The organism is Variovorax sp. IB41 (genome assembly GCF_016405905.1).
GTDB lineage: Bacteria > Pseudomonadota > Gammaproteobacteria > Burkholderiales > Burkholderiaceae_C > Variovorax.
Genome location: NZ_JAEFCB010000021.1, coordinates 63,041 through 87,659, shown reverse-complemented (window position 1 = coordinate 87,659; position 24,619 = coordinate 63,041). Strand labels below are relative to the sequence as shown.

The 24,619-nt window shown below is 65.3% G+C and carries 26 protein-coding genes and 1 tRNA gene; 7 read left to right on the top strand and 20 right to left on the bottom strand.

Going from position 1 to position 24,619, the window contains the following annotated elements; genetic code table 11:
- Positions 1 to 73: 73 nt before the first annotated feature.
- A complete protein-coding gene (locus JC881_RS27385) occupies positions 74 to 328 on the bottom strand; it encodes a hypothetical protein (protein WP_198788848.1) in 255 nt (84 codons plus the stop codon).
- Positions 329 to 637: 309 nt separating this feature from the next.
- Between JC881_RS27385 and JC881_RS27380 the strand changes: the two genes are divergently transcribed.
- Positions 638 to 1,141 (top strand): hypothetical protein, encoded by a 504-nt coding sequence (locus tag JC881_RS27380; RefSeq protein ID WP_233102073.1) that lies wholly within the window; start codon positions 638 to 640, stop codon positions 1,139 to 1,141.
- On the opposite strand, the gene JC881_RS27375 is transcribed toward JC881_RS27380, so the two are convergent.
- From JC881_RS27375 to JC881_RS27365, 3 genes are all read right to left on the bottom strand, one after another.
- Positions 1,138 to 2,583 (bottom strand): sensor histidine kinase, encoded by a 1,446-nt coding sequence (locus tag JC881_RS27375; RefSeq protein ID WP_198788846.1) that lies wholly within the window; start codon positions 2,581 to 2,583, stop codon positions 1,138 to 1,140. The two genes, JC881_RS27380 and JC881_RS27375, sit on opposite strands and share 4 nt — an antisense overlap.
- Positions 2,570 to 3,214 carry a response regulator transcription factor gene (locus JC881_RS27370; RefSeq protein ID WP_198788845.1) on the bottom strand — a complete coding sequence of 215 codons (645 nt, stop codon included), beginning with the start codon at positions 3,212 to 3,214 and terminating at the stop codon, positions 2,570 to 2,572. Before JC881_RS27370 ends, JC881_RS27375 begins: the two co-directional genes overlap by 14 nt.
- A 73-nt stretch (positions 3,215 to 3,287) precedes the next feature.
- Positions 3,288 to 3,716 (bottom strand): hypothetical protein, encoded by a 429-nt coding sequence (locus tag JC881_RS27365; protein WP_198788844.1) that lies wholly within the window; start codon positions 3,714 to 3,716, stop codon positions 3,288 to 3,290.
- Between the two features lie 293 nt (positions 3,717 to 4,009).
- Here JC881_RS27365 and JC881_RS27360 point away from each other — a divergent pair, with 293 nt between their 5' ends.
- Both JC881_RS27360 and JC881_RS27355 read left to right on the top strand, forming a co-directional pair.
- Positions 4,010 to 5,020 (top strand): SDR family oxidoreductase, encoded by a 1,011-nt coding sequence (locus JC881_RS27360; RefSeq protein ID WP_198788843.1) that lies wholly within the window; start codon positions 4,010 to 4,012, stop codon positions 5,018 to 5,020.
- 57 nt (positions 5,021 to 5,077) lie between these two features.
- Entirely contained in the window at positions 5,078 to 5,884 is an 807-nt protein-coding gene (locus JC881_RS27355) for an SDR family NAD(P)-dependent oxidoreductase (RefSeq protein ID WP_198788842.1), read from the top strand.
- Between the two features lie 76 nt (positions 5,885 to 5,960).
- Here JC881_RS27355 and JC881_RS27350 read toward each other — a convergent pair.
- From JC881_RS27350 to JC881_RS27320, 7 genes are all read right to left on the bottom strand, one after another.
- Positions 5,961 to 6,036, bottom strand: a tRNA-Thr gene (locus tag JC881_RS27350).
- A gap of 47 nt (positions 6,037 to 6,083) precedes the next feature.
- On the bottom strand, positions 6,084 to 6,653 hold the full coding sequence (locus JC881_RS27345; protein WP_198788841.1) for a ClpXP protease specificity-enhancing factor: 570 nt from the start codon (positions 6,651 to 6,653) through the stop codon (positions 6,084 to 6,086).
- 37 nt (positions 6,654 to 6,690) lie between these two features.
- Complete coding sequence (locus JC881_RS27340; RefSeq protein ID WP_042579119.1) at positions 6,691 to 7,302, bottom strand: glutathione S-transferase N-terminal domain-containing protein; 612 nt, start codon at positions 7,300 to 7,302, stop codon at positions 6,691 to 6,693.
- A 97-nt stretch (positions 7,303 to 7,399) separates the two neighbouring features.
- Positions 7,400 to 8,176 (bottom strand): cytochrome c1, encoded by a 777-nt coding sequence (locus tag JC881_RS27335; protein WP_198788840.1) that lies wholly within the window; start codon positions 8,174 to 8,176, stop codon positions 7,400 to 7,402.
- 39 nt (positions 8,177 to 8,215) lie between these two features.
- Entirely contained in the window at positions 8,216 to 9,652 is a 1,437-nt protein-coding gene (locus JC881_RS27330; RefSeq protein WP_198788839.1) for a cytochrome b, read from the bottom strand.
- Between the two features lie 14 nt (positions 9,653 to 9,666).
- Positions 9,667 to 10,284, bottom strand: a complete 618-nt coding sequence (gene petA / locus JC881_RS27325) for a ubiquinol-cytochrome c reductase iron-sulfur subunit (protein WP_198788838.1) — start codon at positions 10,282 to 10,284, stop codon at positions 9,667 to 9,669.
- A gap of 195 nt (positions 10,285 to 10,479) precedes the next feature.
- Positions 10,480 to 11,211, bottom strand: coding sequence for a response regulator transcription factor (locus tag JC881_RS27320; protein ID WP_198788837.1), 732 nt, complete (start codon positions 11,209 to 11,211; stop codon positions 10,480 to 10,482).
- 579 nt (positions 11,212 to 11,790) lie between these two features.
- Here JC881_RS27320 and JC881_RS27315 point away from each other — a divergent pair.
- From JC881_RS27315 to mscL, 3 genes are all read left to right on the top strand, one after another.
- Entirely contained in the window at positions 11,791 to 13,929 is a 2,139-nt protein-coding gene (locus JC881_RS27315) for a beta strand repeat-containing protein (protein WP_198788836.1), read from the top strand.
- 160 nt (positions 13,930 to 14,089) lie between these two features.
- Positions 14,090 to 16,585: a tetratricopeptide repeat protein gene (locus JC881_RS27310; RefSeq protein WP_198788835.1), complete on the top strand. Its 2,496-nt coding sequence runs from the start codon at positions 14,090 to 14,092 to the stop codon at positions 16,583 to 16,585.
- A 59-nt stretch (positions 16,586 to 16,644) separates the two neighbouring features.
- Positions 16,645 to 17,076, top strand: a complete 432-nt coding sequence (mscL, locus tag JC881_RS27305; RefSeq protein ID WP_198788834.1) for a large conductance mechanosensitive channel protein MscL — start codon at positions 16,645 to 16,647, stop codon at positions 17,074 to 17,076.
- A gap of 6 nt (positions 17,077 to 17,082) precedes the next feature.
- Here the strand turns inward: mscL and pdxA are convergent, their stop codons facing one another.
- From pdxA to JC881_RS27290, 3 genes are read right to left on the bottom strand one after another with little or no spacing between them, the layout of a single operon-like run.
- Entirely contained in the window at positions 17,083 to 18,123 is a 1,041-nt protein-coding gene (gene pdxA, locus JC881_RS27300; RefSeq protein ID WP_198788833.1) for a 4-hydroxythreonine-4-phosphate dehydrogenase PdxA, read from the bottom strand.
- Positions 18,120 to 18,893 carry a Nif3-like dinuclear metal center hexameric protein gene (locus tag JC881_RS27295; RefSeq protein ID WP_198788832.1) on the bottom strand — a complete coding sequence of 258 codons (774 nt, stop codon included), beginning with the start codon at positions 18,891 to 18,893 and terminating at the stop codon, positions 18,120 to 18,122. The genes pdxA and JC881_RS27295 overlap by 4 nt, the downstream gene beginning before the upstream one ends.
- Positions 18,890 to 20,245 carry an MFS transporter gene (locus JC881_RS27290; protein ID WP_198788831.1) on the bottom strand — a complete coding sequence of 452 codons (1,356 nt, stop codon included), beginning with the start codon at positions 20,243 to 20,245 and terminating at the stop codon, positions 18,890 to 18,892. The genes JC881_RS27295 and JC881_RS27290 overlap by 4 nt, the downstream gene beginning before the upstream one ends.
- Before the next feature lie 292 nt (positions 20,246 to 20,537).
- Here JC881_RS27290 and JC881_RS27285 point away from each other — a divergent pair, with 292 nt between their 5' ends.
- Positions 20,538 to 21,698, top strand: a complete 1,161-nt coding sequence (locus JC881_RS27285; protein WP_198788830.1) for a S1C family serine protease — start codon at positions 20,538 to 20,540, stop codon at positions 21,696 to 21,698.
- Between the two features lie 125 nt (positions 21,699 to 21,823).
- Here JC881_RS27285 and tatC read toward each other — a convergent pair whose 3' ends face one another.
- From tatC to JC881_RS27255, 6 genes are all read right to left on the bottom strand, one after another.
- Complete coding sequence (gene tatC / locus JC881_RS27280) at positions 21,824 to 22,633, bottom strand: twin-arginine translocase subunit TatC (RefSeq protein WP_198788829.1); 810 nt, start codon at positions 22,631 to 22,633, stop codon at positions 21,824 to 21,826.
- A gap of 66 nt (positions 22,634 to 22,699) precedes the next feature.
- Positions 22,700 to 23,158 (bottom strand): Sec-independent protein translocase protein TatB, encoded by a 459-nt coding sequence (gene tatB / locus JC881_RS27275; protein WP_198788828.1) that lies wholly within the window; start codon positions 23,156 to 23,158, stop codon positions 22,700 to 22,702.
- Positions 23,159 to 23,171: 13 nt separating this feature from the next.
- A complete protein-coding gene (tatA, locus tag JC881_RS27270; protein ID WP_042579106.1) occupies positions 23,172 to 23,423 on the bottom strand; it encodes a Sec-independent protein translocase subunit TatA in 252 nt (83 codons plus the stop codon).
- A 65-nt stretch (positions 23,424 to 23,488) separates the two neighbouring features.
- Complete coding sequence (locus tag JC881_RS27265; RefSeq protein WP_198788827.1) at positions 23,489 to 23,848, bottom strand: histidine triad nucleotide-binding protein; 360 nt, start codon at positions 23,846 to 23,848, stop codon at positions 23,489 to 23,491.
- Positions 23,838 to 24,227: a DUF4870 family protein gene (locus JC881_RS27260; RefSeq protein WP_198788826.1), complete on the bottom strand. Its 390-nt coding sequence runs from the start codon at positions 24,225 to 24,227 to the stop codon at positions 23,838 to 23,840. Before JC881_RS27260 ends, JC881_RS27265 begins: the two co-directional genes overlap by 11 nt.
- 11 nt (positions 24,228 to 24,238) lie before the next feature.
- Positions 24,239 to 24,619 (bottom strand): phosphoribosyl-ATP diphosphatase, encoded by a 381-nt coding sequence (locus tag JC881_RS27255; protein WP_443083377.1) that lies wholly within the window; start codon positions 24,617 to 24,619, stop codon positions 24,239 to 24,241.

The window sequence follows — 24,619 nt, the reverse complement described above, 5'->3', positions numbered from 1 at the left end:
GGAAAAGACCCGGGGAACCTGCCCGGAGAACCTGATCAGAGGGGGGAGACTGCGTTTCGCCGCGTCGGCGGTCTCATTTCAGGCACGCGCAGACCGGCGGACGCAAGCCGACCGCCTGTTCGATCAGCGCCACGGCCGAGCGGCTGCATCCGCACTCGGCCGGGTCGTCGCACAGGCAGATCATCGACACCACGAACGCACAGCTGTAGACGGCGACCACGCACATGCCCACGAGAAAGCCCGCCGCCCTGCGGCTGTCTTCCGTCGCACGCCAATGCGCCTGCCGGGCCTCGGAATTGCGAACCAGCAACCGGTCGATGTCCATCACGTCCACCCCCCTCCTCACAGCACCTCCCTGTCCCGCAAGCCAGCCGCGCCGAGGCGATCGCTCTCCCGCCCGTGGACGGAAACGGTCGTCACGCTCCCTCCCAGGATCATTGCCCTCGATGCGGCCTGCATTGCTTTCACTCCCGCGCCGTCCGATGAGGCGCATGCAGCGACTTTAGTGAAAACTAAATTTGAAACAACTAATGACTAATACCAGTCGCACCCGCCAATGACGCAATTGCCGGAGGCTGAAAGTTCGACGTTTGGCCGGCCGATAAAACTTCCGGCTACGCGACTTCCCGCAACACCAGTGAATTCTGCGTATTCCCTCCGGCGGGCCGCGGTGCTGCAATGGACACACGTTGAAGCGCTGCACGCGCCCGCTTTTTCGTTTTCACGATGGCGCGGTTCCCAGGGATGCATGGCAAAGAGCCCGCAACAATCGAAAGCCCTTTATCTGTCGCCGCTGGCCGCTGACATCGAAGCCGAGTTCGGCGCGCTGCGGCACATCAAGGGCGAAGGCGGACCTTTGTCGGCTGCCAGGCTCGATGCATTGCGCATTGCACTGGAGCAGGCCGCGCAGGATCTGCCGAAGGCGCTGCACCGGGGTTTTCATCTCAATTGCACGGCAAGGCTGAAATCGCATTTCGGCTGCGATTACCGGGAAATAGCCGAAAGCCAATTCCAGGAAGCCGTGGCCGTGATCGGCCAGCAGATTACCGAGGCGCGCCACCGCGTCGACAAATTGGCCATCGAATTGCCGCGCGCCGAAAACCGTCGCTGGCGCGTGACGTTTTTCGACCTGACCAGTTAATCGCTGGAAACCGTGCCGATCACGAATTCCCGGGGAATGAGAATCCTGAACAGCGTGCCCCGGCCCATGACCGATTTGACTTCGATGCGGTAACTCAGGCGCGCCGCAAAGCGCTTGACGATGGCCAGTCCCAACCCGACGCCTTTGGCGCGGCCCTGATCGCCTGAATCCTCCTGGTGGAACGCATCGAATATCCGCTGCTGCGCTTCGGGCTTGATGCCATTGCCCTGGTCCCAGACTTCTATGGACACGCCGCGTGAAGTCTTGCGGGCGCACACCAATACACCGCCCTTGGTGTATTTGAGCGCATTGGAAACCAGGTTTTCGAGCATCCGCAAAAGCATGGAAGCGTCGGTGCCGATGGTGATGCGGGCTATGCGAAAACGCAGTTGCACGCCGTTCTGCTCCGCGATCTTCTCGAAATGAAGATCCAGCTTCTGAAACAGTGATTGAATCTCCGTCGCCCGGATTTTCACGCCCGCATCGAGCGATTCGATCCGCGCGAATTCCAGGATATTGTTGATATAGACCTGCAGCGCATCGACTTCCTGGCCCAGCCGGTCGAGCGTCGATTCCGCGGATTGATTCGCCTTGGTGGCCGCCATGGCGGACAGCACCCACAATTTGGCGGCATGCAGCCGCTGCTGGAAATCGTGGCTCGCGCCGGCAAAGAATTCGGAGCGGGTGTCCAGCGTCTTGTAGGCCGTGTCCTTCAGGCGTTCCAGTTTGCTGTTGGCGGTTTCGAGCGCGACCACCAATTGGCTGGTTTCACGGGTGCGCTCGAGCTGGTCGTTGAGCTGGCGGATGGCAATGAAAATATTGAGCCACAGCACGGCCAGCACCCCCACGTCGAGCGCCACGATGACCGGAAAGCTCGCCACCCCGTTCGCGTACAGGCTGATCGAAAAAGCGCCCCACAGCACGCTGTTGTAGATGACCACGGCCAGCGGCGTGACCGGCCACATGCCGGTCATCGACACGCTGATGCTGAGCAGGCCGATGCACATGATCAATTCGCGCACCGTGAGCACCGGGCCCGCGAACAATTTGATGGTCCATATCCAATACAGGCACGCAATGACGCTGATGGTGAGCGGAATCAATTTCAGCCAGAGCGATTTCTTGACCACGGCCGGCGGCAATTGCGTCAATGGCCAGAAAAGGCTGACCCGGACAATCCACGTTCCGACCGACACCCCGAGCCATATCCACATGGAGGTCGAGTTAAGAACAGGCGCGCTCGCCTCGGCCACCAGTAAGCCGAGCACGGTGATCCAATACGCGATCTGCTGGACGACGAATTGCCGCTGCGCCAGATGCCGGTGCGCCAGCGTCACATTGATCAGGGAGCGCGAGACTTTTCCCTGATTTTCCATGAGCGATTCATCGATCGCTCCGGCGTTTTTTGCGATATTGCGGCGGAAATTCTCAAGCATTTCCATCGCTGCTCCTTGCCGCAAATCCGGCGAGGAGCCCCAATTGCAATGCCTTCTGAACGGCATGCGCGCGCGATTTGACGCCCAATGCCTCCATGGCGGAGTCGATGTGGTAATTGACCGTTCCGGGATGCAATGACAGCAATCGCGCGATTTCTTTCGTGGAATGTCCGGCGCCGACGAATTCCAGGCATTGGCATTGGCGGTTGGTCAAACGCACCGCACCCGAATCTGCGCTCAGGTCGGGAATGTCGGGGAATACTTTTTCACCGGCAATGGCCTTTTCCAGGCTGGCCTCGAGTTCCTTGATTTCAATGGCTTTCAGGATATAGCCCTGGAATCCGCTGGCCTTGGCTTGTGCGATGTAATCGGCCCGGTACGTTCCGGTCAGGATGCAGGTCAATGCCTCCTTGCCCATTTTCTTGATTTCCATGGCCAGCGAAAGGCCGACGGCGCCAGGCACGTCCAGGTCCAGAAGAATGAGGCCCCAGCGGTCGGGTGTCGCCTTCAATGCGAGCAGCGCCTTTTCGGCGCTGTTGCAGATGTCGATATTGGCGACGCGAGAACTTCGCGCAATCTTTTCGGCGGTCGCCTCCGACACCAGAGGCTGGTCTTCTACAAACAACACGTTGATCATTGACATTTCCGACAGGTATTTCTTATTTTTTGAATTGGGAATCTGGAAAATCGGGAATCGCGAACAGGGAAATTCAGGAATTCCAGTTTCTATTGGCCGGCCCGCTGTCCAGCAGCGTGACCAGCGCCGTGCCCAATTCCGGCAGCGGCTTGCGCGCGAACGCGCCTATGACCGAGGCGATGACTTCGCGCTGGTCCGTGGGCACGGCCTGCAGGAACTCCGCGAGCCGGTCGATCACGGTCTGCAGCGACACCGCGGCGGCGCCGCCTTGCGGGTCCAGCGACGGGTGCAGGATCGGGTCGCCCTCGATCTTCAGGCGCTCCTGCCAGTTGCGGGCGCTGCGCTCGCCCAGCGGGGCGCGGGAGCCCTTGGCGATCAATTGGGAGAGGTAGCTCATGTGGGATGGCGTGAGACCGTATTTGGCCGCGACCTTGCTGTAGCCGCCTTCGCCGTCGATGAAGCGGCGCAGCGCTGCACGACGGGCTTCGGTCAGTTCATCCATTCCATGACTTTACTAAAGATAACTAAGTCAACTGGGAAAAATAACTGACGGGCCAGGGCGTTGATCGCGTGTTTCGGCGCCGCCGAATTGGCTGCTTCTTATGGGTGGAAAGACCTGGCTTTCGCCGAGCCGGCGATTGGTTGTGAGGGGGTGGCCGTGGGTCGCAAGCGCATGCCGTGACGGGCGCAGGTTCGGGACGCACTCCTACGCACGCCGGGCGTCGGCGTTCTACGGTGGTTCTTCAGAGGCAAATCACCACCGCAATCCACCACGCAATCGCAGGAGCACCGTCCATGGCATCCACCACCACCCCGAAGCCGAAGACCCGCAAGACCAGCGAGGTCGCCACCCGGCACCGCGCCGTGCAGCGCGCGCAGGATGCGAAGGACCGCGCGACGTCCGAGGCCGGCACATCGAAGAAGAAAAAGCCCATGCAGGCCGGCCCGCGCCCGCAGCCGGAGAACCCGGTGCCCGCGCAGCACCTGCGCAAGCCCGGCAACGAAGCCGACATGGCGCTGCGCCCGCGCTTCGAGGCGCCCGATTACCAGGGCAGCCACAAGCTGCAGGGGATGGCCGCGCTCATCACCGGCGGCGATTCGGGCATCGGGCGCGCGGTGGCCGTGCTCTATGCGCGCGAAGGCGCGGACGTGGCCATCGTCTACCTGGAGGAGGACGCCGATGCCGAGGAAACCCGGCGCCACGTGGAGGCCGAGGGCGCGCGCTGCGTGCTCATCAAGGGCGACGTGCGCGATCCGGCCTTCTGCCGCGCGTCGGTCGAGCGCGCGGTGAAAGCGTTCGGCAAGCTGGACATCCTGGTGAACAACTCGGCGTTCCAGCTGCACGCCGCGTCCATCGAGGACATCACCGACGAGCGGCTGGACCTCACGCTGCGCACCAACGTGTTCGGCTATTTCCAGATGGCGCGCGCGGCCGTGCCGCACCTGGGCAAGGGCGCCTCGATCATCAACACCGGCTCGGTCACGGGCCTGGAAGGCAGCGCGCAGCTCTTGGACTACTCGACCACCAAGGGCGCGATCCACGCCTTCACCAAGTCGCTCGCGAGCAACCTGCTCGCCAAGGGCATCCGCGTGAACGCCATCGCGCCCGGCCCGGTGTGGACGCCGCTGAACCCGGCCGACCGCCCCGCCGAGGAAGTGCAGGACTTCGGCAAGGACACCGACATGAAGCGCCCCGCGCAGCCCGAAGAGCTGTCGCCCGCCTACGTGTTCCTGGCCGCGCCGAGCTGCGCGAGCTACATCACCGGCATCGTGCTGCCGGTGACGGGGAGCGTGGGCGCGGTGTGACGCCGTGTGAAGCGGTGTGCGCTTCGTTCGTTTACTCAACTCATTCAGGAGACCGACATGGAAACCACAGACCTTCGCCCGCTCGCGGTGGTGACGGGCGCCTCGTCCGGCATCGGATTTCAACTGGCGCTGCTCGCAGCGCGCAACGGCTATGACCTGTTGATCGGCGCCGACGAGCCACTGGAACAGGCCGAGACCGAACTGCGCGTGCTGGGCGCGAACGTGACGTCGGTGCGCGCCGACTTCGCCACGCGCGACGGCGTCGATGCGCTGCTGGCGGCCACCCAAGGCCGGCCCATCGACGCGCTCTTCGCCAACGCGGGCCACGGCCTCGGGCACGGCTTTCTCGACCAGGACTTTCACGACGTGCAGCACGTGATCAACACCAACATCACCGGCACAATTTATCTCGTGCAGTGCGTGGGGCGCGAGATGCGCCAGGCGGGCCAGGGCCGCATCCTGATCACCGGCTCGATCGCGGGCTTCCAGCCGGGGAGCTTCCAGGCGATCTACAACGGCAGCAAGGCCTTCATCGATTCCTTTGCGATGGCGCTGCGCAACGAACTGAAGGGCACGGGCGTGTCGGTGAGCTGCCTCATGCCGGGCGTGACCGACACCCACTTCTTCGCCCGCGCCGACATGCTGGACACGCGCGTCGGCCAGCAGAGCGACAAGGCCGATCCGGCCGACGTGGCCAAGGCCGGCTTCGACGCGATGATGAAGGGCGAGAGCGGCGTGATCGCGGGCTGGCGCAACAAGATGCAGGTGGCGCTGTCGCGGGTGATGCCGGGGCCGAAGCTGGCGGAGCAGCACCGCAAGCTGGCGGAGCCGGGGAGCGCGGAGCGGAAGACGGCGTTGTCGTAGGCGCCGTCCATCGCGCCGTCTGCCACCCAAAGAAAAACCCTCCGGGCGGTGGACCACCGGGAGGATTGTGAGGGCTTGGTGCCGCTTGTCGGAATCGAACTGACGACCTTCCGCTTACAAGGCGGGTGCTCTACCAATTGAGCTAAAGCGGCTGAATTTCTTCGGTGCGTGATTCTAAAGGCGCCGTTTCCGGCGCCTGTTACTTGACGCGCTTGAGCGAGGGCCGCGAACCGCCACCGGCCGGCGGGCGCGGCGGCTCGTCGACGGGGCCGGTGGCCGAGTCGGCGGGCGCCGCATCGATCGTTTCACCGCCGTCTTCGCCCGTGACCAGATGAACGATCTTGCCGGCATCGCCTTCGGTTCCGCGCGAGGCGTCACGCAGCGGCATGCGCGCGGGACCCGTGGGCGAGGCCGGCACGTCGCCGTTGTCGCCCGCGGGCGCCGGCGCCGGTGCCGGAAACGCCATGCCCTGCCCGTTCTCGCGCGCATAGATCGCGATCACGCGCCCCACGGGCACGCTGATTTCGCGCGCACTGCCCGCAAAGCGGGCCTTGAACTCGATGAAGTCGTTGCCCAGCTTGAGCGAACTGGTCGCGTCGAAGCTGATGTTGAGCACGATCTCGCCGTTCTTCACGTACTCGCGCGGCACCTGGACGGAATCGTCGACCTGCACCGCGACATAGGGCGTGAACCCGTTGTCGGTGCACCATTCGTACAGCGCCCGGATGAGGTACGGGCGGGTGGAGGACGACTCGAGCGCGTTGATCATGAAAAAGACAGCGGAGAACGGTACGGTGGGCGCAGTCTTACTTGCGCATGACCTTTTCGGAAGGCGTCAGTGCTTCGATGTAGGCCGGGCGCGAGAAGATGCGCTCAGCGTACTTCAGAAGCGGTGCCGCGTTCTTGCTGAGGTCGATGCCGTAGTAGTCCAGGCGCCAGAGCAGCGGCGCGATGGCCACGTCGAGCATCGAGAAGTTGTCGCCCAGCATGTACTTGTTCTTGAGGAACACGGGCGCCAGTTGCGTCAGGCGGTCGCGGATGTGCGAGCGGGCCTTTTCGATGGCCTTCTCGTTGCCCTTGGTGGTGCGGTTCTCCAGCGTGGAGACGTGCACGAACAGTTCCTTCTCGAAGTTGAGCAGGAACAGGCGCACGCGGGCGCGGTCGACCGGGTCGCCGGGCATCAGTTGCGGATGCGGGAAGCGCTCATCGATGTACTCGTTGATGATGTTCGACTCGTACAGGATCAGGTCGCGCTCGACCAGGATCGGCACCTGGCCGTACGGATTCATCACGCTGATGTCTTCGGGCTTGTTGTAGAGATCGACGTCGCGGATCTCGAAGTCCATGCCCTTTTCGAACAGAACGAAGCGGCAGCGGTGGGAAAAGGGGCAGGTCGTTCCTGAATACAAGACCATCATGGCGAGAGACTCCTAAAAATCAAAAAGAGTGGGTCGCGTTGGCAACCCACTCTGTGGGACCGGATGCACGGGGCATGACCGGTCGGCGTGGACGGAACTACTTGACGTCTTTCCAGTACGAGGCGTTCAGTCGCCACACGAAAATCACCGACATGGCCAGGAACAGCAGGACCCACACGCCGATGCGGATGCGGGTGTTCTGCGCGGGCTCGGCCATCCACTGCAGATAGCTCACCAGGTCGCCGACCGCGTTGTCGTACTGCACGGGCGTCAGGGCGCCGGGCGTGACCTGCTCCCACTTGCCCGTCAACACTTCGGTCTCGTGGCCGTGCTGCTCGACCTTGGTGTAGACCGGCCGGCGCTCGCCCTGCAGTTCCCACAGGGGGTTGGGCATGGCGACGGCCGGGAACGCGAGGTTGTTCCAGCCGGTGGCCTTGGTGTCGTCGCGGTAGAAGGTGCGAAGGAAGGTGTAGAGGTAGTCGGCGCCGGTGCCGCCGTGGCCGGCACGCGAGCGCGCGACCAGCGTGAGGTCGGGCGGCGTGGTGCCGAACCAGTCCTTGGCCTGGCGCGCGTCGATGTTGGCCTTCATGGTTTCGCCGACCTTGTCGGTCGTGAACAGAAGGTTGTCCTTGATCTGCTGCTCGGTGATGCCGATGTCCTGCAGGCGGTTGTAGCGCATGAAGGCGGCCGAGTGGCAGCTGAGGCAGTAGTTGACGAACAGCTTGGCGCCGTTCTGCAGCGCCTGCACGTCGTTCGTCTTGTTGGGTGCCTTGTCCCAGGCCAGGCCGCCCGATTCGGCCGATGCGGCGGCGGAAAAGGTCAGCCCCAGCGCCAGACCCATGACCGCGAGCCAGCCGGAAATTCTTTTCTTCATCGTGTTTCTCTCAAGCTCTTGCACTTCTCGTGTCTCGTCTCAATGCGCGGCGAAGACCACGCGCTCGGGCACGGGCTTGAATTCGCCCTTGCGGCTCCACCAGGGCATCAGGAGGAAGAAGCCGAAGTAGAAGAGCGTGCCGATCTGCGAGATGGTCTGGGCGATGTCCAGCTTGAACGAGCCGATGCCCAGTTCACCCCAGACGCCGGGCGGCTGTATGCCCAGGTAACCCAGGATCAGGAAGAAGAAGACGAAGACGCCGTACACATACTTGTGCCAGCTCGGGCGGTAGCGGATCGACTTGACTTCGCTGTGGTCCAGCCACGGCAGGAAGAACAGGATGATGACCGAGCCGCCCATCACGACCACGCCCCAGAACTTGGCGTCGAAGGCCTTGAGCAGGAAGATGGCCACGGCCGCCACGACGACGATCGCGATCTTCAGCGCCGTGCCCGACCTGCCCTTGACGAAGTTCAGGATGGCAGCCGCGCCGATGATGAGTGCGAACACGTTGACCATGTCGTCGGTGGTCGCGCGCAGCATCGAATAGAACGGCGTGAAGTACCAGACCGGGGCGATGTGGTTGGGCGTCTTGAGCGAGTCGGCCGGGATGAAGTTGTTGTACTCCAGGAAGTACCCACCGGCTTCGGGCGCGAAGAAGATCACCGCCGAGAAGATCGTGAGGAACACCACCACGCCGAAGATGTCGTGCACCGTGTAGTACGGATGCGACGGAATGCCGTCCAGCGGATGGCCGTCGGGGCCGCGGTTGGCCTTGATCTCGATGCCGTCGGGGTTGTTGGAACCCACTTCGTGCAGCGCGATCAGGTGGGCCACCACGAGGCCCAGCAGCACCAGCGGCACGGCGATCACGTGGAAGCTGAAGAAGCGGTTCAGCGTGGCATCGCTCACCACGTAGTCGCCGCGGATCAGGAGCGCCAGGTCAGGACCGATGAACGGGATGGCCGCGAACAGGTTCACGATCACCTGGGCGCCCCAGTAGCTCATCTGCCCCCAGGGCAGCAGGTAGCCCATGAAGGCTTCGGCCATGAGGCACAGGAAGATCGCGCAGCCGAACACCCAGATCAGCTCGCGGGGCTTGCGATAGCTGCCGTACATGAGGCCGCGGAACATGTGCAGGTACACCACGATGAAGAACGCCGAGGCGCCCGTCGAGTGGATGTAGCGGATGAGCCAGCCCCAGGGCACGTCGCGCATGATGTACTCGACCGATGCGAACGCCTGGTTCGCGTCGGGCTTGTAGTGCATCACCAGGAAGATGCCGGTGACGATCTGGATCACCAGGACCAGCATCGCCAGCGAGCCGAAGATGTACCAGAAGTTGAAGTTCTTCGGCGCGTAGTACTTGCCCCACTGGTCGTTCCAGAGCTTGGTCAGCGGGAAGCGGTTGTCGACCCAGTTGAGCAGCTTGGCGCCGGCGGGCGCATTGGGGGAAATTTCGTGGTATTCAGCCATGTTCTTCTTCTGCCTCAGGCCTTCTTGGAGTCTTCACCGATCAGGAGCTTGGTCTCCGACAGGTACATGTGCGGGGGCACAGGCAGGTTGTCGGGGGCGGGCTTGTTCTTGAAGACGCGGCCGGCCAGGTCGAACGTGGAACCGTGGCAAGGGCAGAGGAAGCCGCCTTCCCAGTCGGCCGGCAGCGAAGGCTGGGGGCCGGCCTGGAAGCGGTCGGTCGGCGAGCAGCCCAGGTGGGTGCAGATGCCCACCACGACCAGCACGTCGGGCTTGATCGAGCGGTGCTCGTTCTGCGCGTACTTGGGGGTGAATTCGTCGGGGTGGCGCTTGGAAAGCGGATCGGCCAGCTGGCCGTCCAGCTTGGGCAGCTCGGCGATCTGCTCCGGGGTGCGCTTGAGGATCCAGACCGGCTTGCCGCGCCATTCGACGGTCATTTTCTCGCCGACCTTCAGGCCCGAGATGTCGACTTCGACAGCGGCGCCGGCGGCCTTGGCCTTCTCGGAAGGCTGGAAAGTGCTCACAAATGGAACTACGGTGGCCACGCCACCCGCTACGCCGGCACAGCTGGATGCGATCAACCACGTCCGCTTGCTTGTGTCGATCCGGGGCGAGCCGGAGGTCATGTCACTCATGGGGATCCTCTTGTCTTCTTCGCTGGAGCAGGGGTCAACCCGCGATTGTAGCGGGCCGCTGCAGGGATATTCAATGGGCGCCATGCGCGTGGCCGGCGGCCGATGGTCGGCGCGGCGCGTCCGAGGAGCGCCGGCCATGCCACGGCGAGGGCGGCGAGAGCGGCAAGGGCAGCAAGGGCCCTCGCCGGACGCGCTTCAGTTCAGAAGCCCGTGCTGCGTCGCCTCGTGGACCGCTTGCGTGCGCGACTTGACCGCAAGCTTGCGATAGATGCTCTTGGCGTGGAACTCGATCGTGTTGACCGAGAGGTACACCGCCTCGGCGATCTGCCGGTTGCTCCAGCCCTGCGCGATCAGGCGCAGCACCTTGAGTTCGCGTGGGGACAGCAGCGCCGGCACGGAGCGCGGCGCCGGTTCGGCGCGCGGCTCGATCCGCGGCTCGGTGCGGATCGGCTCGATCGTGCGCGTCTTCGCCGAAGCCGCGATCAGCCCGAGGATGCGCCGCGCGACGCGCGAGTCCATCGGTGCGCCGCCGCGCTCGATCGAGCGCAGCAGGAACGACAGCTCCATGTCGTCCGCTTCCGTCAGCAGGTAGCCGATGGCGCCCGCGGAGATCGCGGCGTTCACCAGTTCGTGGTCGTCCGACGGCGACATGGCGATGGTCTCGATGTGCAGGTAGGTGCGGCGGATGTGGGCGATGAGCGAGACGCCTTCGCTGCGCGGCAGGCGCATGCCCACCAGCACGAGGTCGTAGGGCAGCGAGGCCAGCAGGTTGCACGCTTCGGAGCGCGTGGAGGCCACCACGACGCGGCGGCCCGGCGCGAGGTTACCCAGTATGCGTCGCATGCGATCGGCCACCGCGGGATCGTCCTCGACGATCAATGCGCCATGAAAGATGCTCACGTACGACAGCTGCGATGCCGACGGCATCGGGGCTGTTCTCACAGGGTGACAGGAAAGATTGATGGCCACGCGCTCGCCCCTCTTCGCTACGCAAGGTAGCTTCCAAATGTTGACTTTCGTTTCAGATGTCGCAGGAACAATGCCCGCGCGGAAACACGTCAACCGGAACACCGGCGTCAAGGTGAGTAGTACTTTGATTTCATTGGGAAATTCATCAAAAAAGAGGCGTTGAACGCCCTCTCGCCACGGCCTTTTGAAAGCCGTTTTTGACCCGTTGTTACGCGCTTGTGACGACGCGTGTTACGTAGCACCGGGCCACGCGGAACACGCCGGAAAACGCTGCGCGAGGGGCCCATCCCATGTTCACGTGATGCCCGCGAAGCCGCATGGGCAGTGGCTTTGCGGTCCATCGGCCAACGCGCCGTCGGCGTATCTGCCAAACCACATAGGCCGAGAACTACGGATACCGGTGATGTTCACCGGAGGACTCGATTTCTAGCATTCGTTGCATTGGGTAACTCAATGAAACCCAACCCTGCTTCGAGGCTGCGAGGGACATGTCGGGCTCGCGAAGTTGTCACTTCTCCATCAAGGAAAACAGTCCAAATGACTACACGCAAGAACGCCGGTTCAGTTCGCACCATCACCATCACCCGCTACACGGGTGTCAGCCGCGTCCTCGCTTCTGTCCTGGTGGGTGCGGGCTTCGTCATGACGTTGCCCATGGCACAGGCGCAGGTCACCATCGGTGGCAACGCCATCGCCACGCCGAGCAATCCTTTCGGCACTGGTGGCCCCCTCACCAACAACAACGGCGTGCTGAATGCTGGAGGCGGCATCACCACGACAACGCTCTCCGCCGCAAGCCTCAGCAGCACCGCGCTCACGGCCAGCAACGGGACCATCCGCACGCTGAGCGCCACGAGCATCACCGCCGGCACCGTGACCGCGACCAGCATCAGCTCGGGCAGCATCTCTGCGGCCAATGGCACGCTCGGCACGTTGAGTTCCACCAGCATCAGCTCGACCAGCCTGAGTGCCGGCACTGTCACCGCCACCAGCATCAGCACGGCCAACGTGTCGGCCACCAACGGCACCATCACCAACCTGAGCGCCGGCACCGTTAGCGCCGCCAGCGTCAGTTCGACCAACGTCTCGGCCACCAACGGCACGATCACCAACCTGAGCGCCGGTACCGTCAGCGCCGCCAGCGTCAGCGCGACCAATGTCTCGGCCACCAACGGCACGATCACCAACCTGAGCGCCGGCACCGTCAACGCCGCCAGCGTCAGCGCGACCAATGTGTCGGCCGCCAACGGAACCGTCACCAACCTGAGTGCCGGCACCGTCAGCGCCGCCAGCGTCAGCGCAACCAATGTGTCCGCTACCAACGGCACCATCAACAACCTGTCCACCACCAGCATCTCGGCCAACACGGGCACGATCAACACGCTGAGCTCCACCAGCATCACGGCCGGCACGGTCAGCGCGGGCAATGTGACCACCGGCAACCTGTCGTCGGGCAACGGCACGATCCAGTCGCTCACCTCGACGAACATCCTGGCGACCGGCGTGACCGCGACCAACATCCAGGCAACCGGCGTCACATCGACCAGCATCCTCACGACCAACCTGACGGCCAACACCGGCAGCATCTCGACGCTCACCTCGACCAACGTCAGCACCACGCAGCTGACGGCATCGAACGGCACGATCAACACGCTGAGCGCGACCAACGTCAGCACGACCAACCTGTCGGCTTCCAATGGCACGGTCAACACGCTGAGCGCCACCAATGTCAGCACGACGAACCTGTCGGCCTCCAACGGCACGGTCAACACGTTGAGCGCCACCGATGTCAGCACCACGAACCTGACGGCCAACGCCGGCACGATCAACACGTTGAGCGCGACCGACGTCAGCACCACCAACCTCACGGCCAACGCCGGCACGATCAACACGCTGAGCGCCACCAACGTCAGCACCACCAACCTGACGGCCAACAGCGGCACGATCAACACGTTGAGCGCGACCAACGTCAGCACCACCAACCTGACGGCAAGCCGCGCCACGATCAACACGATCAGCGCCACCAACGTGAGCACCACCAACCTGTCGGCAGCCAGCGCAACCATCAATGCGCTGACCGCCAACACGGTGGCCGCGACCACGGTCAACGCCAGCACGGTCAATGCAAGCACGGTGAACGCCACCACGGTGAATGCCAACACCGGCAACTTCCAGACGCTGACGGCCGCCAACGGCAACATCACGGTGCTGAACACGCAGACCGGCAACATCACCACGATCAACGCGGTGACCGGCAACGTCACCACCTTGAACGCAGGCACGGTGAACGTCACCGGCAATGTGACGGCGGGTGGCACGATCACTGCGGGCAACGGCGTGGTCGCCAACGGCCGCGTGCAGAACGTGGCGCCCGGCATCCTGCCGACGGACGCAGCCAACATCTCGCAGTTGAACCAGGTTCGCAGCGAGGTGCAGGACATGCGCAAGACGGCCAGCACCGGCGCGGCCATCGCGCTGGCCGCGGCCTCGGTGCCGGCGCTCGAAGCGGGCAAGAGCTTCGGCATCGGCGTGGGTGTGGGCTCCTACGACGGCCGCTCGGCGGTCGCTGCGGCAGCCAGCTTCCGCCTGAGCGAATCGGCCCAGATCAAGGTGAACTTCGGCAGCGGCAACAACGGCAAGGTCGGCGGCGGCATCGGCGCCTCCTGGTCCTGGTAATCCGCCCGCGGACCCCCTCGGCGCCGACGCGCGAGGGGTGTTCCCGAGGGTGAAAATCGAAGGCCGGCACCTATACTGGGTGACCGGTCTTTTTCGTTGCAGCAAGGGGTCGGGGCCGGTGTTCTCGGCGGCCCTTTCGACCCGTCCATCACATGGCCTCATGACCACTTCCTCCATCGCGCCCCTTGGCTCCGAAGACAACATCGAGGACAACGCGCCTCGCCTGCTGGAGCAGGGCCTCGTGCTGCACCGCCAGGGCCTCTTCGCCGAGGCGCTGAAGGTCTACGAAACGCTGCTCGCCCGATTCCCCGAACACGCCGACGCGCTGCACCTGACGGGCGAGGCGCTGTACCGGCAAGGCCGCCCGCGGCTGGCGCTCAACTATGTGAACCGCGCGATCGTGCAGTCGGCGCATCACTTCTACTTCAACACCCGCGCGACGATCTTCATGCACCTGGGCCTCCTGGCCGAGGCGCAGCAGGACCTGCGCCGCGCGATCAAGGCATTCGCGAACTACCCCGAGGCGTACGTGAACCTGTCGGCGGTCTACCGCCAGCAGAAAAAATTCCGGCAGGCGCGCGAGGCCGCGGCCGATGCCACGCGCCTCGCGCCGCAGGTGCCCGCGGCATGGAACAACGCCGGCGCGATCGACATGGAGCAAAACCGCTTCGACGAAGCCGTCGTGCAGTTCCAGCAGGCCCTGAAGCTCGACGCGAACTACACCGCCGCCCACAAGAACATCGGCAAGATCCGCGCGCACCAGAAGGACTGGGCCGGCGCCCTCGCCTCGCTGCAACAGGCCACGGCCGATCCGAGCGACTTCGAGGCTTCGTACCTGCTCGCGCGCGCGCTGCTCAACGCCGGCCGCACCGAGGACGCCATCGCGCCCATGCAGCACGCCATGCGCAACTGGCCGGCCGAGGAGCGCCACAAGGCGCTGTCCGACCCCGAAGGCGTGGCGGCGCTTTATGGCGTGTGCGGCGCGCTGGAGGGCGTGTCGATGCGCTTCGCGGAATCGGCCGAGCTCTACAAGCTCGCGCTCGAGAGCCTGCCCGAGCACGAGCTGCTGCTGAACAACCTGGGCACGGTGAACTTCCGGCTCGGCCATTTCGACACCGCCATCGAGGTGCTCAAGAAGGCGCTCGACGTGCACCCCAAGCAGGTGCTCGCGCGCTGCAACCTGGGCGTGACCTACGTGATGGCCGGCCGGTCGGAGGACGCCATCGCGGAGTTCGAGCAGTGCCTGCGCGACGACCCGAACTTCATGCCCGCCATGGTGTGGATGCTGGGCGAGAAGGCCCACATCGCCGACTGGCGCGGCGTGCCCGAACTGCGCGAGAAGATCGCCGCGCAGCTGGACAACCCGGGCAACGACCAGACGGTGTCGTCGTTCATCCTGATGTCGAACTACGACGATGCGCGGCGGCTCATGGCGTGGACGCAGCGCTCGGCCACGCTGGCCGACAGGAACGCGGGCATCAAGGCTTTTGCCGATGCCGGCGCACGCCGCACCTCGCCGCGCATCCGCGTGGGCTACTACTCGTTCGACTTTCGCAACCACCCGGTCGCGCACCTCACGGCCGAGCTCTTCGCGCGGCACGACCGCAAAGACTTCGAGGTGTTCGCGTACTCCTACGGCCCCGACGACGGCCATCCGGCGCGCGCCCGCATCGCCGCGTCGGTGGAGCATTTCGTGGACATGCAGGGCCAGTCGATCCAGCAGATGGCCGAGCGCATCCGCGAGGACGAGGTCGACATCCTCATCGACCTCTCGGGCGACACGCGCGGCGCCAAGCCGCAGGTGATGGCCTACCACGCGGCGCCGGCGCAACTCATGTGGCTGGGCTACATGGGCACCAGCGGCACGCCGAACTACGACTACCTGGTGTCCGACAACTTCCTCTCGCCGCCGGGCACGGAAGACTGCTATTCGGAGAAGCTGCTGCGCCTGCCCGAGACCTTCCAGGTGATCGACTCGCAGCGCCCCACCAGCCCCGCGAAGGCCACGCGCGCCGACCACGGGCTGCCCGAGGACGCCTTCGTGCTGTGCAACTTCTCGCAGTCCTTCAAGATCCAGCCGGAGACCTTCGCGGCCTGGGTGCGCATCGTGCAGCGGATTCCGAACGCGGTGCTCTGGCTCGCGCAGGGCCCGAGCGGCTTCGAGCCCAACCTGCGCGCGCAATGGGAGGCCGCGGGCCTGCCGGCCGAGCGGCTCATCGTCTCGCCGCGCATGCCGATCGACAGGCACCTGGCGCGCATCGGCCTGGGCGACCTGTTCATCGACACATTCCCCTACAGCAGCGGCGCCACCGCCAACGACGTGCTGTGGGCCGGCGTTCCGCTGCTCGCGCTCACGGGCACGACGATGGTCTCGCGCATGGCGGGCAGCCTGCTGGGCGCCATCGGGCTGCCGGAACTGGTGGCGACGAACCACGACGAGTACGTCGAGAAGGCCGTGCACTACGCCACGCACCCGGACGAACTGGCGGTGCTGCGCGGCCGGCTGGCCGAAGCGAAAGCCGCGCGCCGCGGCTACTTCGACACGCCGCGCTTCGTGCGGCACCTGGAAGACGGCTTCAAGCAGATCGCCGCGCGCAGCCGCGAAGGACTGCCGCCGGAGCACATCGGCGTTGCGCTGCGGCCGCTGGAGAAGTGAGCAATCGCGGGCATACTCGGCACTCCTTCAACAGCAGAGCTCCAGCAGCCTTTTGAATCATGAGCATCCTCAGTGAATTCAAGGAATTTGCCGTCAAGGGCAACGTCATCGACCTGGCGGTCGGCGTGATCATCGGCGCGGCGTTCGGCAAGATCGTCGACTCGCTGGTCGCCGACATCATCATGCCGCTGGTGGGCGTGGTGTTCGGCAAGCTCGATTTCTCGAACCTCTACGTGGTGCTGGGCACAGCACCCGCCGGCGTGGCCAACACGCTGGCCGACCTGAAGAAAGCCGGCGTGCCGGTGCTGGCCTACGGCAGCTTCATCACCGTGGCGGTCAACTTCGTGATCCTCGCATTCATCATTTTCATGATGGTCAAGCAGGTCAACAAGCTGCGGAAAACCGAAGTGGCGGCGCCCGCCGCACCGGCCGCGACGCCGGAAGACATCACGCTGCTGCGCGAAATTCGCGACAGCCTCAAGCGCCCCTGAGTTCTTTCAGGCGCTCCCGAGCGTCCTTGCCATGCGAAGCGCCTCGACGAGGCTCGACGCATCGGCCAGGCCCGTGCCCGCGATATCGAACGCGGTGCCGTGATCGGGGCTGGTGCGCACCAGCGGCAGCCCCAGCGTCACATTCACGCCCTTCTCCACGCCGAGGTACTTGACCGGGATCAACCCCTGGTCGTGGTACATCGCGATCACCACGTCGAACTCGCCGCTGTCGGGCACGCCGTGCCGGGCGCGGGCGCGCATGAACACCGTGTCGGGCGCGTGCGGCCCGTTGGCGTCGATACCTTCGGCGCGCGCGGCGGCGATGGCCGGCGCGATGATCTCGCGTTCTTCCGAACCGAAGAGGCCGCCCTCCCCCGCGTGCGGATTCAGGCCCGCCACGCCGATGCGCGGCGCGCGGCCCAGCGCATGGGAGAGCGCCCGGTGCGTGATGCGCAGCGTCTGCAGCACGCCCTCGAAATGCACCGCCTCGATGGCATCGCGCAGCGACATGTGGATGCTCACGAGCACGGTGCGCAGCTCGTCGTTGGCCAGCATCATGCGCACAGGCACGTCGGCGACGCCGCGGCCCAGGTGCGCGGCCGCCTCGGCCTGCAGCAGCTCGGTGTGGCCGGGGTAAGGAAAGCCGGCCGCGGCCAGCGCCTCCTTGTGCAGCGGCGCGGTCACGATGGCGGCGATTTCGCCGCGCAGCGCCGCCCGCGCGGCCCAGACCACGCAGTCGCCCGCCGCGCGGCCGGCCTCGGCGCTGATCTGGCCGAGCACGATGTTCGCCGGCGGCGCGATCACCTGCAGCACCGGGATGCAGCCGGGCGGCAGGGTGCTCACCTCGGCGACGCTCTCGATCTGCGCGACGGGCCATGCGGGCTGTCCCGGTGCGGCGAGCGCCTGCGACGCACGCCGCAGCGTGGCCACGTCGCCGGCCACGAAGGCGCCACGGGTCGCATCAGGGGCGTCGCGGAAGGCCTTGGCGATGATCTCGGGGCCGATGCCCGCGGGATCGCCCAGCGTGATGGCGATGGCTCCGCTCATGCAGGGTTGTCGATGTCGATGAACTCGTGCTTCAAGCCGAGTTGTGCCGCCACGTGCGCCGCCACGGCTTGCGCGCCGTAGCGCTCGGTGGCGTGGTGCCCGCAGGCGAGGAACGCCACGCCCATCTCGCGCGCGTAGTGCGCCTGGGGCTCCGAGATCTCGCCGGTGATGAAGGCGTCGGCGCCGGCCGCGATGGCGGCCTCGAAATAGCCCTGGGCGCCACCGGTGCACCAGGCGATGTTCTTGATGGGGCGGTGCGCCGTGTCGAGCAGCGTGACCGGGCGCTTGAGCACCTTCTCGACGTGCGTGGCCAGCGCCTTGGCACTGGCGAAGTGCTCACCGTTCTCGCGCGCGCCGAGGAAGCCGAGCTCCTGCTCCCCGAACCGCCCGCCAGAACCCCCGTGCGCCACGAGCCCCAGTTGCAGCCCGAGCTGCGCGTTGTTGCCCAGTTCCGGATGCGCATCGAGCGGCAGGTGGTACGCGAAGAGGTTGACGTCGTCGCCCAGCAGCAGGCCCAGCCGCTGCTTCATCCAGCCGGTGACGCAGCCGTCCTGGCCGCGCCAGAAGAGGCCGTGGTGAACGAAGATGGCATCGGCCTCGGCGTGGATCGCGGCCTCGATCAGCGCGCGGCTGGCGGTCACGCCCGAGACGATCTTGCGGACCACGGTGCGCCCTTCGACCTGCAGGCCGTTGGGTCCGTAGTCCTTGAAGCGCCCGGGGGCCAGCAACAGGTCGAATGCGTGGAGCAGTTCGTGGCGTGTGGTGCTCATCGCGACATTGTCGCGCCGCCCGGGGCCCCGACGCCATCGCGCATGGCATGGCCGCGCGCGGCCAGTGGCCACAGGGCGAGCAGGAAACCCAGCGCCGCGAGGGCCGCGACGTAGTGCGCCGGCGCCATCGGGTCGCGCTGCAGCCAGAGCGTGAGGATCACCGGCGTGAGCCCGCCGAAGACCGCGTACGACATGTTGTAGGCGAACGAAAGCCCCGTGAAGCGCACCGGCGCCGGGAAGGCGCGCACGCCCGCGATCGGCACCGTGGCGATGGTGCCCACGAAAAAGCCCACCAGCCCGTAGTGCCAGAACAGCGTGGCCGGCGTGCCGGGCAGGCCCGTGTAGAACAGGTAGGCCGTGGCGAAGAGGCCGCCCCAGCCGATGAGCATCACCGCGCGCGTGCCGATGCGGTCGCTGGCCCAGCCGACGATCACGCAGCCGATGGTCAGGGTCAGCGTGGCGAGCGCGTTGGCTTCCAGCGCCAGCGCGGCCGGGATGTGGTGCACCTTCTGCAGGTAGGTAGGCGTGTACAGCACCACCACCACGATCGCGGCCGACAGCACCCAGGTCTGCAGCGCCACGTACACGCAGGCCAGCCGGTGCTCGCGCAGCACGGTGCGCAGCGGCAGCTCGCGCGCGACCGACTTCAGGCCGGCCAGCTCCTTGAAGACCGGCGTCTCGTGCAGGAAGCGGCGCAGGTACACCGACACCAGCCCGAACACGCCGCCCAGGATGAATGGAATGCGCCAGGCGAAATCGCTCACCTCTCCGGGCGAGTAATGGCGGTTGACGGCCACCGCCACCAGCGAACCCAGCAGGATGCCGCCGGTGATGCCCGAGGTGAGCGTGCCGATGCCCAGGCCGTAGCGCCTGGCCGGCACGTGCTCGCCGACGAACACCCAGGCGCCGGGCATTTCGCCGCCGATGGCCGCGCCCTGCAGCACGCGCATCGCCAGCAGCAGGAGGGGCGCCGCCACGCCGATGCTCGCGTAGGTGGGCAAGAGGCCGATCACCAGCGTGGGCGCAGCCATGAGGAAGATCGACAGCGTGAACATCCGCTTGCGGCCCAGCAGGTCGCCGAAATGCGCGATGACGATGCCGCCCACGGGACGGGCGAGATAGCCCGCCGCGAAGATGCCGAAGGTCTGCAGCTGCCGCAGCCAGTCGGGCATGTCGGTGGGAAAGAAGAGCCCGCCCAGCACCGTCGCGAAGAAGACGTAGATGACGAAGTCGTAGAACTCCAGCGTGCCGCCGAGGGCCGAGAGGGCGAGGGTCTTGTAGTCGCGCGCGTCGAGCGTGCGGGCCGGAGCGGGCTTTTTTGCGCCGTCCGCGAGGGTTGCTTCTGAAGTCATGGCTGGCAGGGAAATCGTGATCGCGCGCCGTCGCCAGACCGGATGGGAAAAACGGGGGACAGCGCGCTGACGAAACGCCTGGCCGCATCCGCCGGGTGGGCAGCGCGGGAGGCCTGAAAAGGTGGGAGCCGGGTGGGATCGCTGCGCGATGCTAGGGGTTATCCCGTATTCACGCAGCCGGGCTTTGCCAATCTCGACCGTGCGGCGCGGTCTATGGTCAACCCCATTGAGGGACAATCGCACGCATCGCCGTCGCAGGCGGTGTCTTCAAACGTCTTTTCATCAAGTTTTCATGAAACGCACCTGGCTGCTCTTTGCCCAAGCCGTGACCGTCCTCCTGGCGGCCTATTTCGTCGTCGCGACGCTCAAGCCCGAATGGATCAACAAGCGCGCGACCTCGCTCGGCGGCGTGGTGTCGATCGTCGAGGCCCCGGCCGGCGCCCCGAGCGTGCCCGCCGTCGGCAGCCTGAGCGCGGCGGCCAAGAAGGCCTCGCCGGCGGTGGTGAGCATCAACACCAGCAAGGCCGCGCAGCGCCATCCGCGCAGCAACGACCCGTGGTTTCGCTTCTTCTTCGGCGACCAGGCCGACCAGCCCCAGGTGGGCCTGGGCAGCGGCGTGATCGTGAGCACCGACGGCTACATCCTCACCAACAACCACGTGGTCGAGGGCGCCGATGAAATCGAGGTGACCCTGAACGACAGCCGCCACGCGCGCGGCAAGGTGATCGGCACCGACCCCGACACCGACCTGGCGGTGCTCAAGATCGAGCTGGACAAGCTCCCGGTGATCGTTCTGGGCAACTCCGACGAACTGCTCGTGGGCGACCAGGTGCTGGCCATCGGCAACCCCTTCGGCGTGGGCCAGACCGTGACCAGCGGCATCGTCTCGGCGCTCGGCCGCAACCAGCTGGGCATCAACAATTTCGAGAACTTCATCCAGACCGATGCGGCCATCAACCCCGGCAACTCGGGCGGCGCGCTGATCGACGTCAACGGCAACCTGCAGGGCATCAACACCGCGATCTACTCGCGCTCGGGCGGCAGCATGGGCATCGGCTTCGCCATCCCGGTGTCGATGGCCAAGATCGTGCTCGAGGGCATCGTGAAGGAAGGCCAGGTGCGCCGCGGCTGGATCGGCGTCGAGCCGAACGACCTGTCGCCCGAACTGGCCGAGACCTTCGGCGTGAAGGCCGATGCGGGCGTGATCATCACCGGCGTGCTGCAGAACGGCCCCGCCGCCAAGGCCGGCATCCGGCCGGGCGACGTGATCACCTCGGTGGGCGAGAAGAAGACCGACAACGTGCAGGCGCTGCTGACCGCCGTGGCGGGCCTGAAGCCCGGCGACACCTCGCGCTTTGCGCTGCAGCGCGGCAGCGACAAGATGGAACTGGACGTGACGCCGGGGCTCAGGCCGAAGAGCCCGGTCCGGCAAGTCCCCAATCAGCAGGAATAAAAGGCTCGCCCCCAGGCTTCGCGCACTTCGTGTCGCTGCGCCAACCCCCTACCGGGGGCAACACCTGAGGCCCGGCGAAAGCCGGTTCCTCGGTGTTTCCGGCGAAGGCGGATTCGGTGAAGGCCTCAGCTCGACGCTGAAGAGTCGGCGTTTTCTTCTTCAGGCTTCTTGCCACTCTGCGCGAAGTAACGCGCGCCGATGATGCCCACCTCGTACAGCAGGCACATCGGCACCGCCAGCGCGAGTTGCGACACCACGTCGGGCGGCGTGAGCACCGCGGCCACCACGAAGGCCACCACGATGAAGTAGCCGCGGAAGGACTTGAGCTTCTCGATGGTCACCATCTCGAAGCGCACCAGCAGCATCACAACGATTGGCACCTGGAAGGCGACGCCGAACGCGATGTAGAGCGAGAGGATCGCCTCCACGTACGACGAGATGTCGGGTGTGGCAGCCACCGCGGCGGGGGTGAACTTCTGGATGAAGCTGAACATCTTGTCCAGCACGAAGAACTGCACGAAGGCGATGCCCGCATAGGCCAGCATGCTGCCGAAGAAGATCAGCGGCAGCGCAAAGCGCTTTTCGTGGCTGTAGAGCCCGGGCGCCACGAACATCCAGGCCTGGTACATGAGCCAGGGCAGCGCCAGCAGCACGGCCGTCATCATCAGCACCTTCAGCGGCACGAAGAAGGGCGAGAACACGCCGATGGCGATCAGCTTGGCATCCGGCGGCATGTGCGCGCGGATGGGCATTGCGATCAGGTCGATCAGCCCGCCCGGGCCAGGCCAGATGGACAGCAGGATGCCGGCAATCGCCAGGCCGTAGACGCAGTAGAGCAGCCGGTCGCGAAGCTCGACCAGGTGCTGCACGAACGGCTGCTCGGTGCCCGCCAGCTCGTCTTCTTTGTCTTTTTTCTTTTCGTCGGAATCGGCCATGGGGAAAGGAAAGAGCGTGGCTTCGGCCGGCGTGCGGCAAGCGAGAAACGCGGGGGTGTTGAAGCGCTAATTGATCTTGTGGGGGCGAAAGCGCGCAACCCGCGCCGCACCCGACAACGCCTTGGTCCGCACGCCGTTGCGCGCCTTGTACCAATTCGGCGTGGCGCCCTGCTTCAGGCGCCAGTTCTTGCGGGGGTGCTTGTATTCGGGCACCGGGGCTTCGGGCTCGGCCAGGGCCGAGAGCGTTTCGCCGGAGCCGGAGAACTGCTTCTCGAATTCGCTCGCGCCGGTGTGGATGTTGTGCTCGACGTCGCGGGCCGCATCCTCCACCGTGGTCTTCATCTTGCGCAGCTCGTCCAGCTCCATCGAGCGGTTGACTTCGGCCTTGACGTCGTTCACGTAGCGCTGCGCCTTGCCCAGCAGGGTGCCCACCGTGCGGGCCACGCGCGGCAGCTTCTCCGGCCCGATGACGATCAGCGCCACGACGCCGATCAGCGCCAGCTTCTCAATGCCGAGGTCCAGCACGTGCGGTCCGCGCTCAGGACTTCTGACGCGCTTCGACGTCGATCGTCTTGTCGCTGTTGGCCGGCTGGCCGGTCACTTGCGCCGCGGGGGCGGAAGCGGCCGATGCGTCGGTGGTGGGATTGCCGTTGGCATCCTTCATGCCGTCCTTGAAGCCCTTGACGGCGCCGCCAAGGTCCGAACCCATGTTCCGCAGCTTCTTGGTGCCGAAGATCATGACCACGACGAGCAGCACGATCAGCCAGTGCCAGATAGAAAAAGAACCCATGGAAGACTCCTAAGAATGTGTCCGATTTTAGTCGGTCGGAATGTGACAGTTTGGCTTGACGAAAGTCAGCCGCGAAGCCATGGCCGGGGACCGCCCATGACGTGCACATGGAGATGGTGAACCTCCTGCCCGCCCTCGGTGCCGGTGTTGACGACGACGCGGTAGCCGCCGTCCGGATAGGGCCTGCAGCCCTGCTCCAGCGCCAGCCTGGGCGCCAGGGTCATGATCTTGCCCATGAGCGCGGCGTCGTCGGGCGTGAGCTGGGCCATCGAGGCGATGTGCTTCTTGGGCACCAGCATGAAATGCACCGGCGCCCAGGGCGAGATGTCATGGAAACCGAACAGGTCCTCGTCTTCGTAGACCTTGCGCGAAGGGATCTTGCCTTCGACGATTTTGCAGAAAACGCAGTTCGGATCAGATGACATCTTTGGGTTCCATCGGGCGGTTGTCGTTCATGCGGATCATGCCTTTGACGATCCGGTAGAGGAACCACAGCGAAATCAGGCTCCAGGCGATCCAGCCCGGAATGAAAAAGAGCAGCCACAGCCACGAGGTGACGATGTACAGGAGGCCGGCCCAGAGCACCGAGCGGATGCGCCAGCTGAAGTGCGAGGCCTGCCAGGTGCCGGCCGCGTCGTCGCGCTTGACGAAATCGATCACCAGGGCCACGAGCAGGATGACGACGGAGGCCTGAGCCCCCGGGAGGACCGCGCCAATGGCCACGATCAGGTGCAGGATGTAGCTCACCCAGCCCCAGGTCTTGAGCGATTCGTCGGGTTCCACGTTCACGATGTCGTTGGCCATGGGATGTCCTTTCAATCGTTGCTTGCTTCGCGGGCCTGCACCTTGCGCAGGGCTTTTTCCTCGATGCCGCTGGTGCCCTCGCGGCGCTCGAGCTCCGCGACCACTTCTGCCGGCGAGAAACCGTAGTGCGCGAGCGCCACCATGGTGTGGAACCACAAGTCGGCCACTTCGTTCACTATTTTCGAGCGGTCGCCGCCGTGGTCGGCGTCCTTGGCGGCCATCACGACCTCGGTGGCTTCCTCGCCGATCTTCTTCAAGAAGGCGTCGGGGCCCTTGTGCAGCAGGCGCGCGACGTAGCTCTTCTCGGGGTCGCCGCCGTTGGCGGGCAGGCGGGTCTCGATGACCGCGGCCAGGCGTGCGAGGCCATCGGAAGTGTTGGAGGTGGTGTTCAC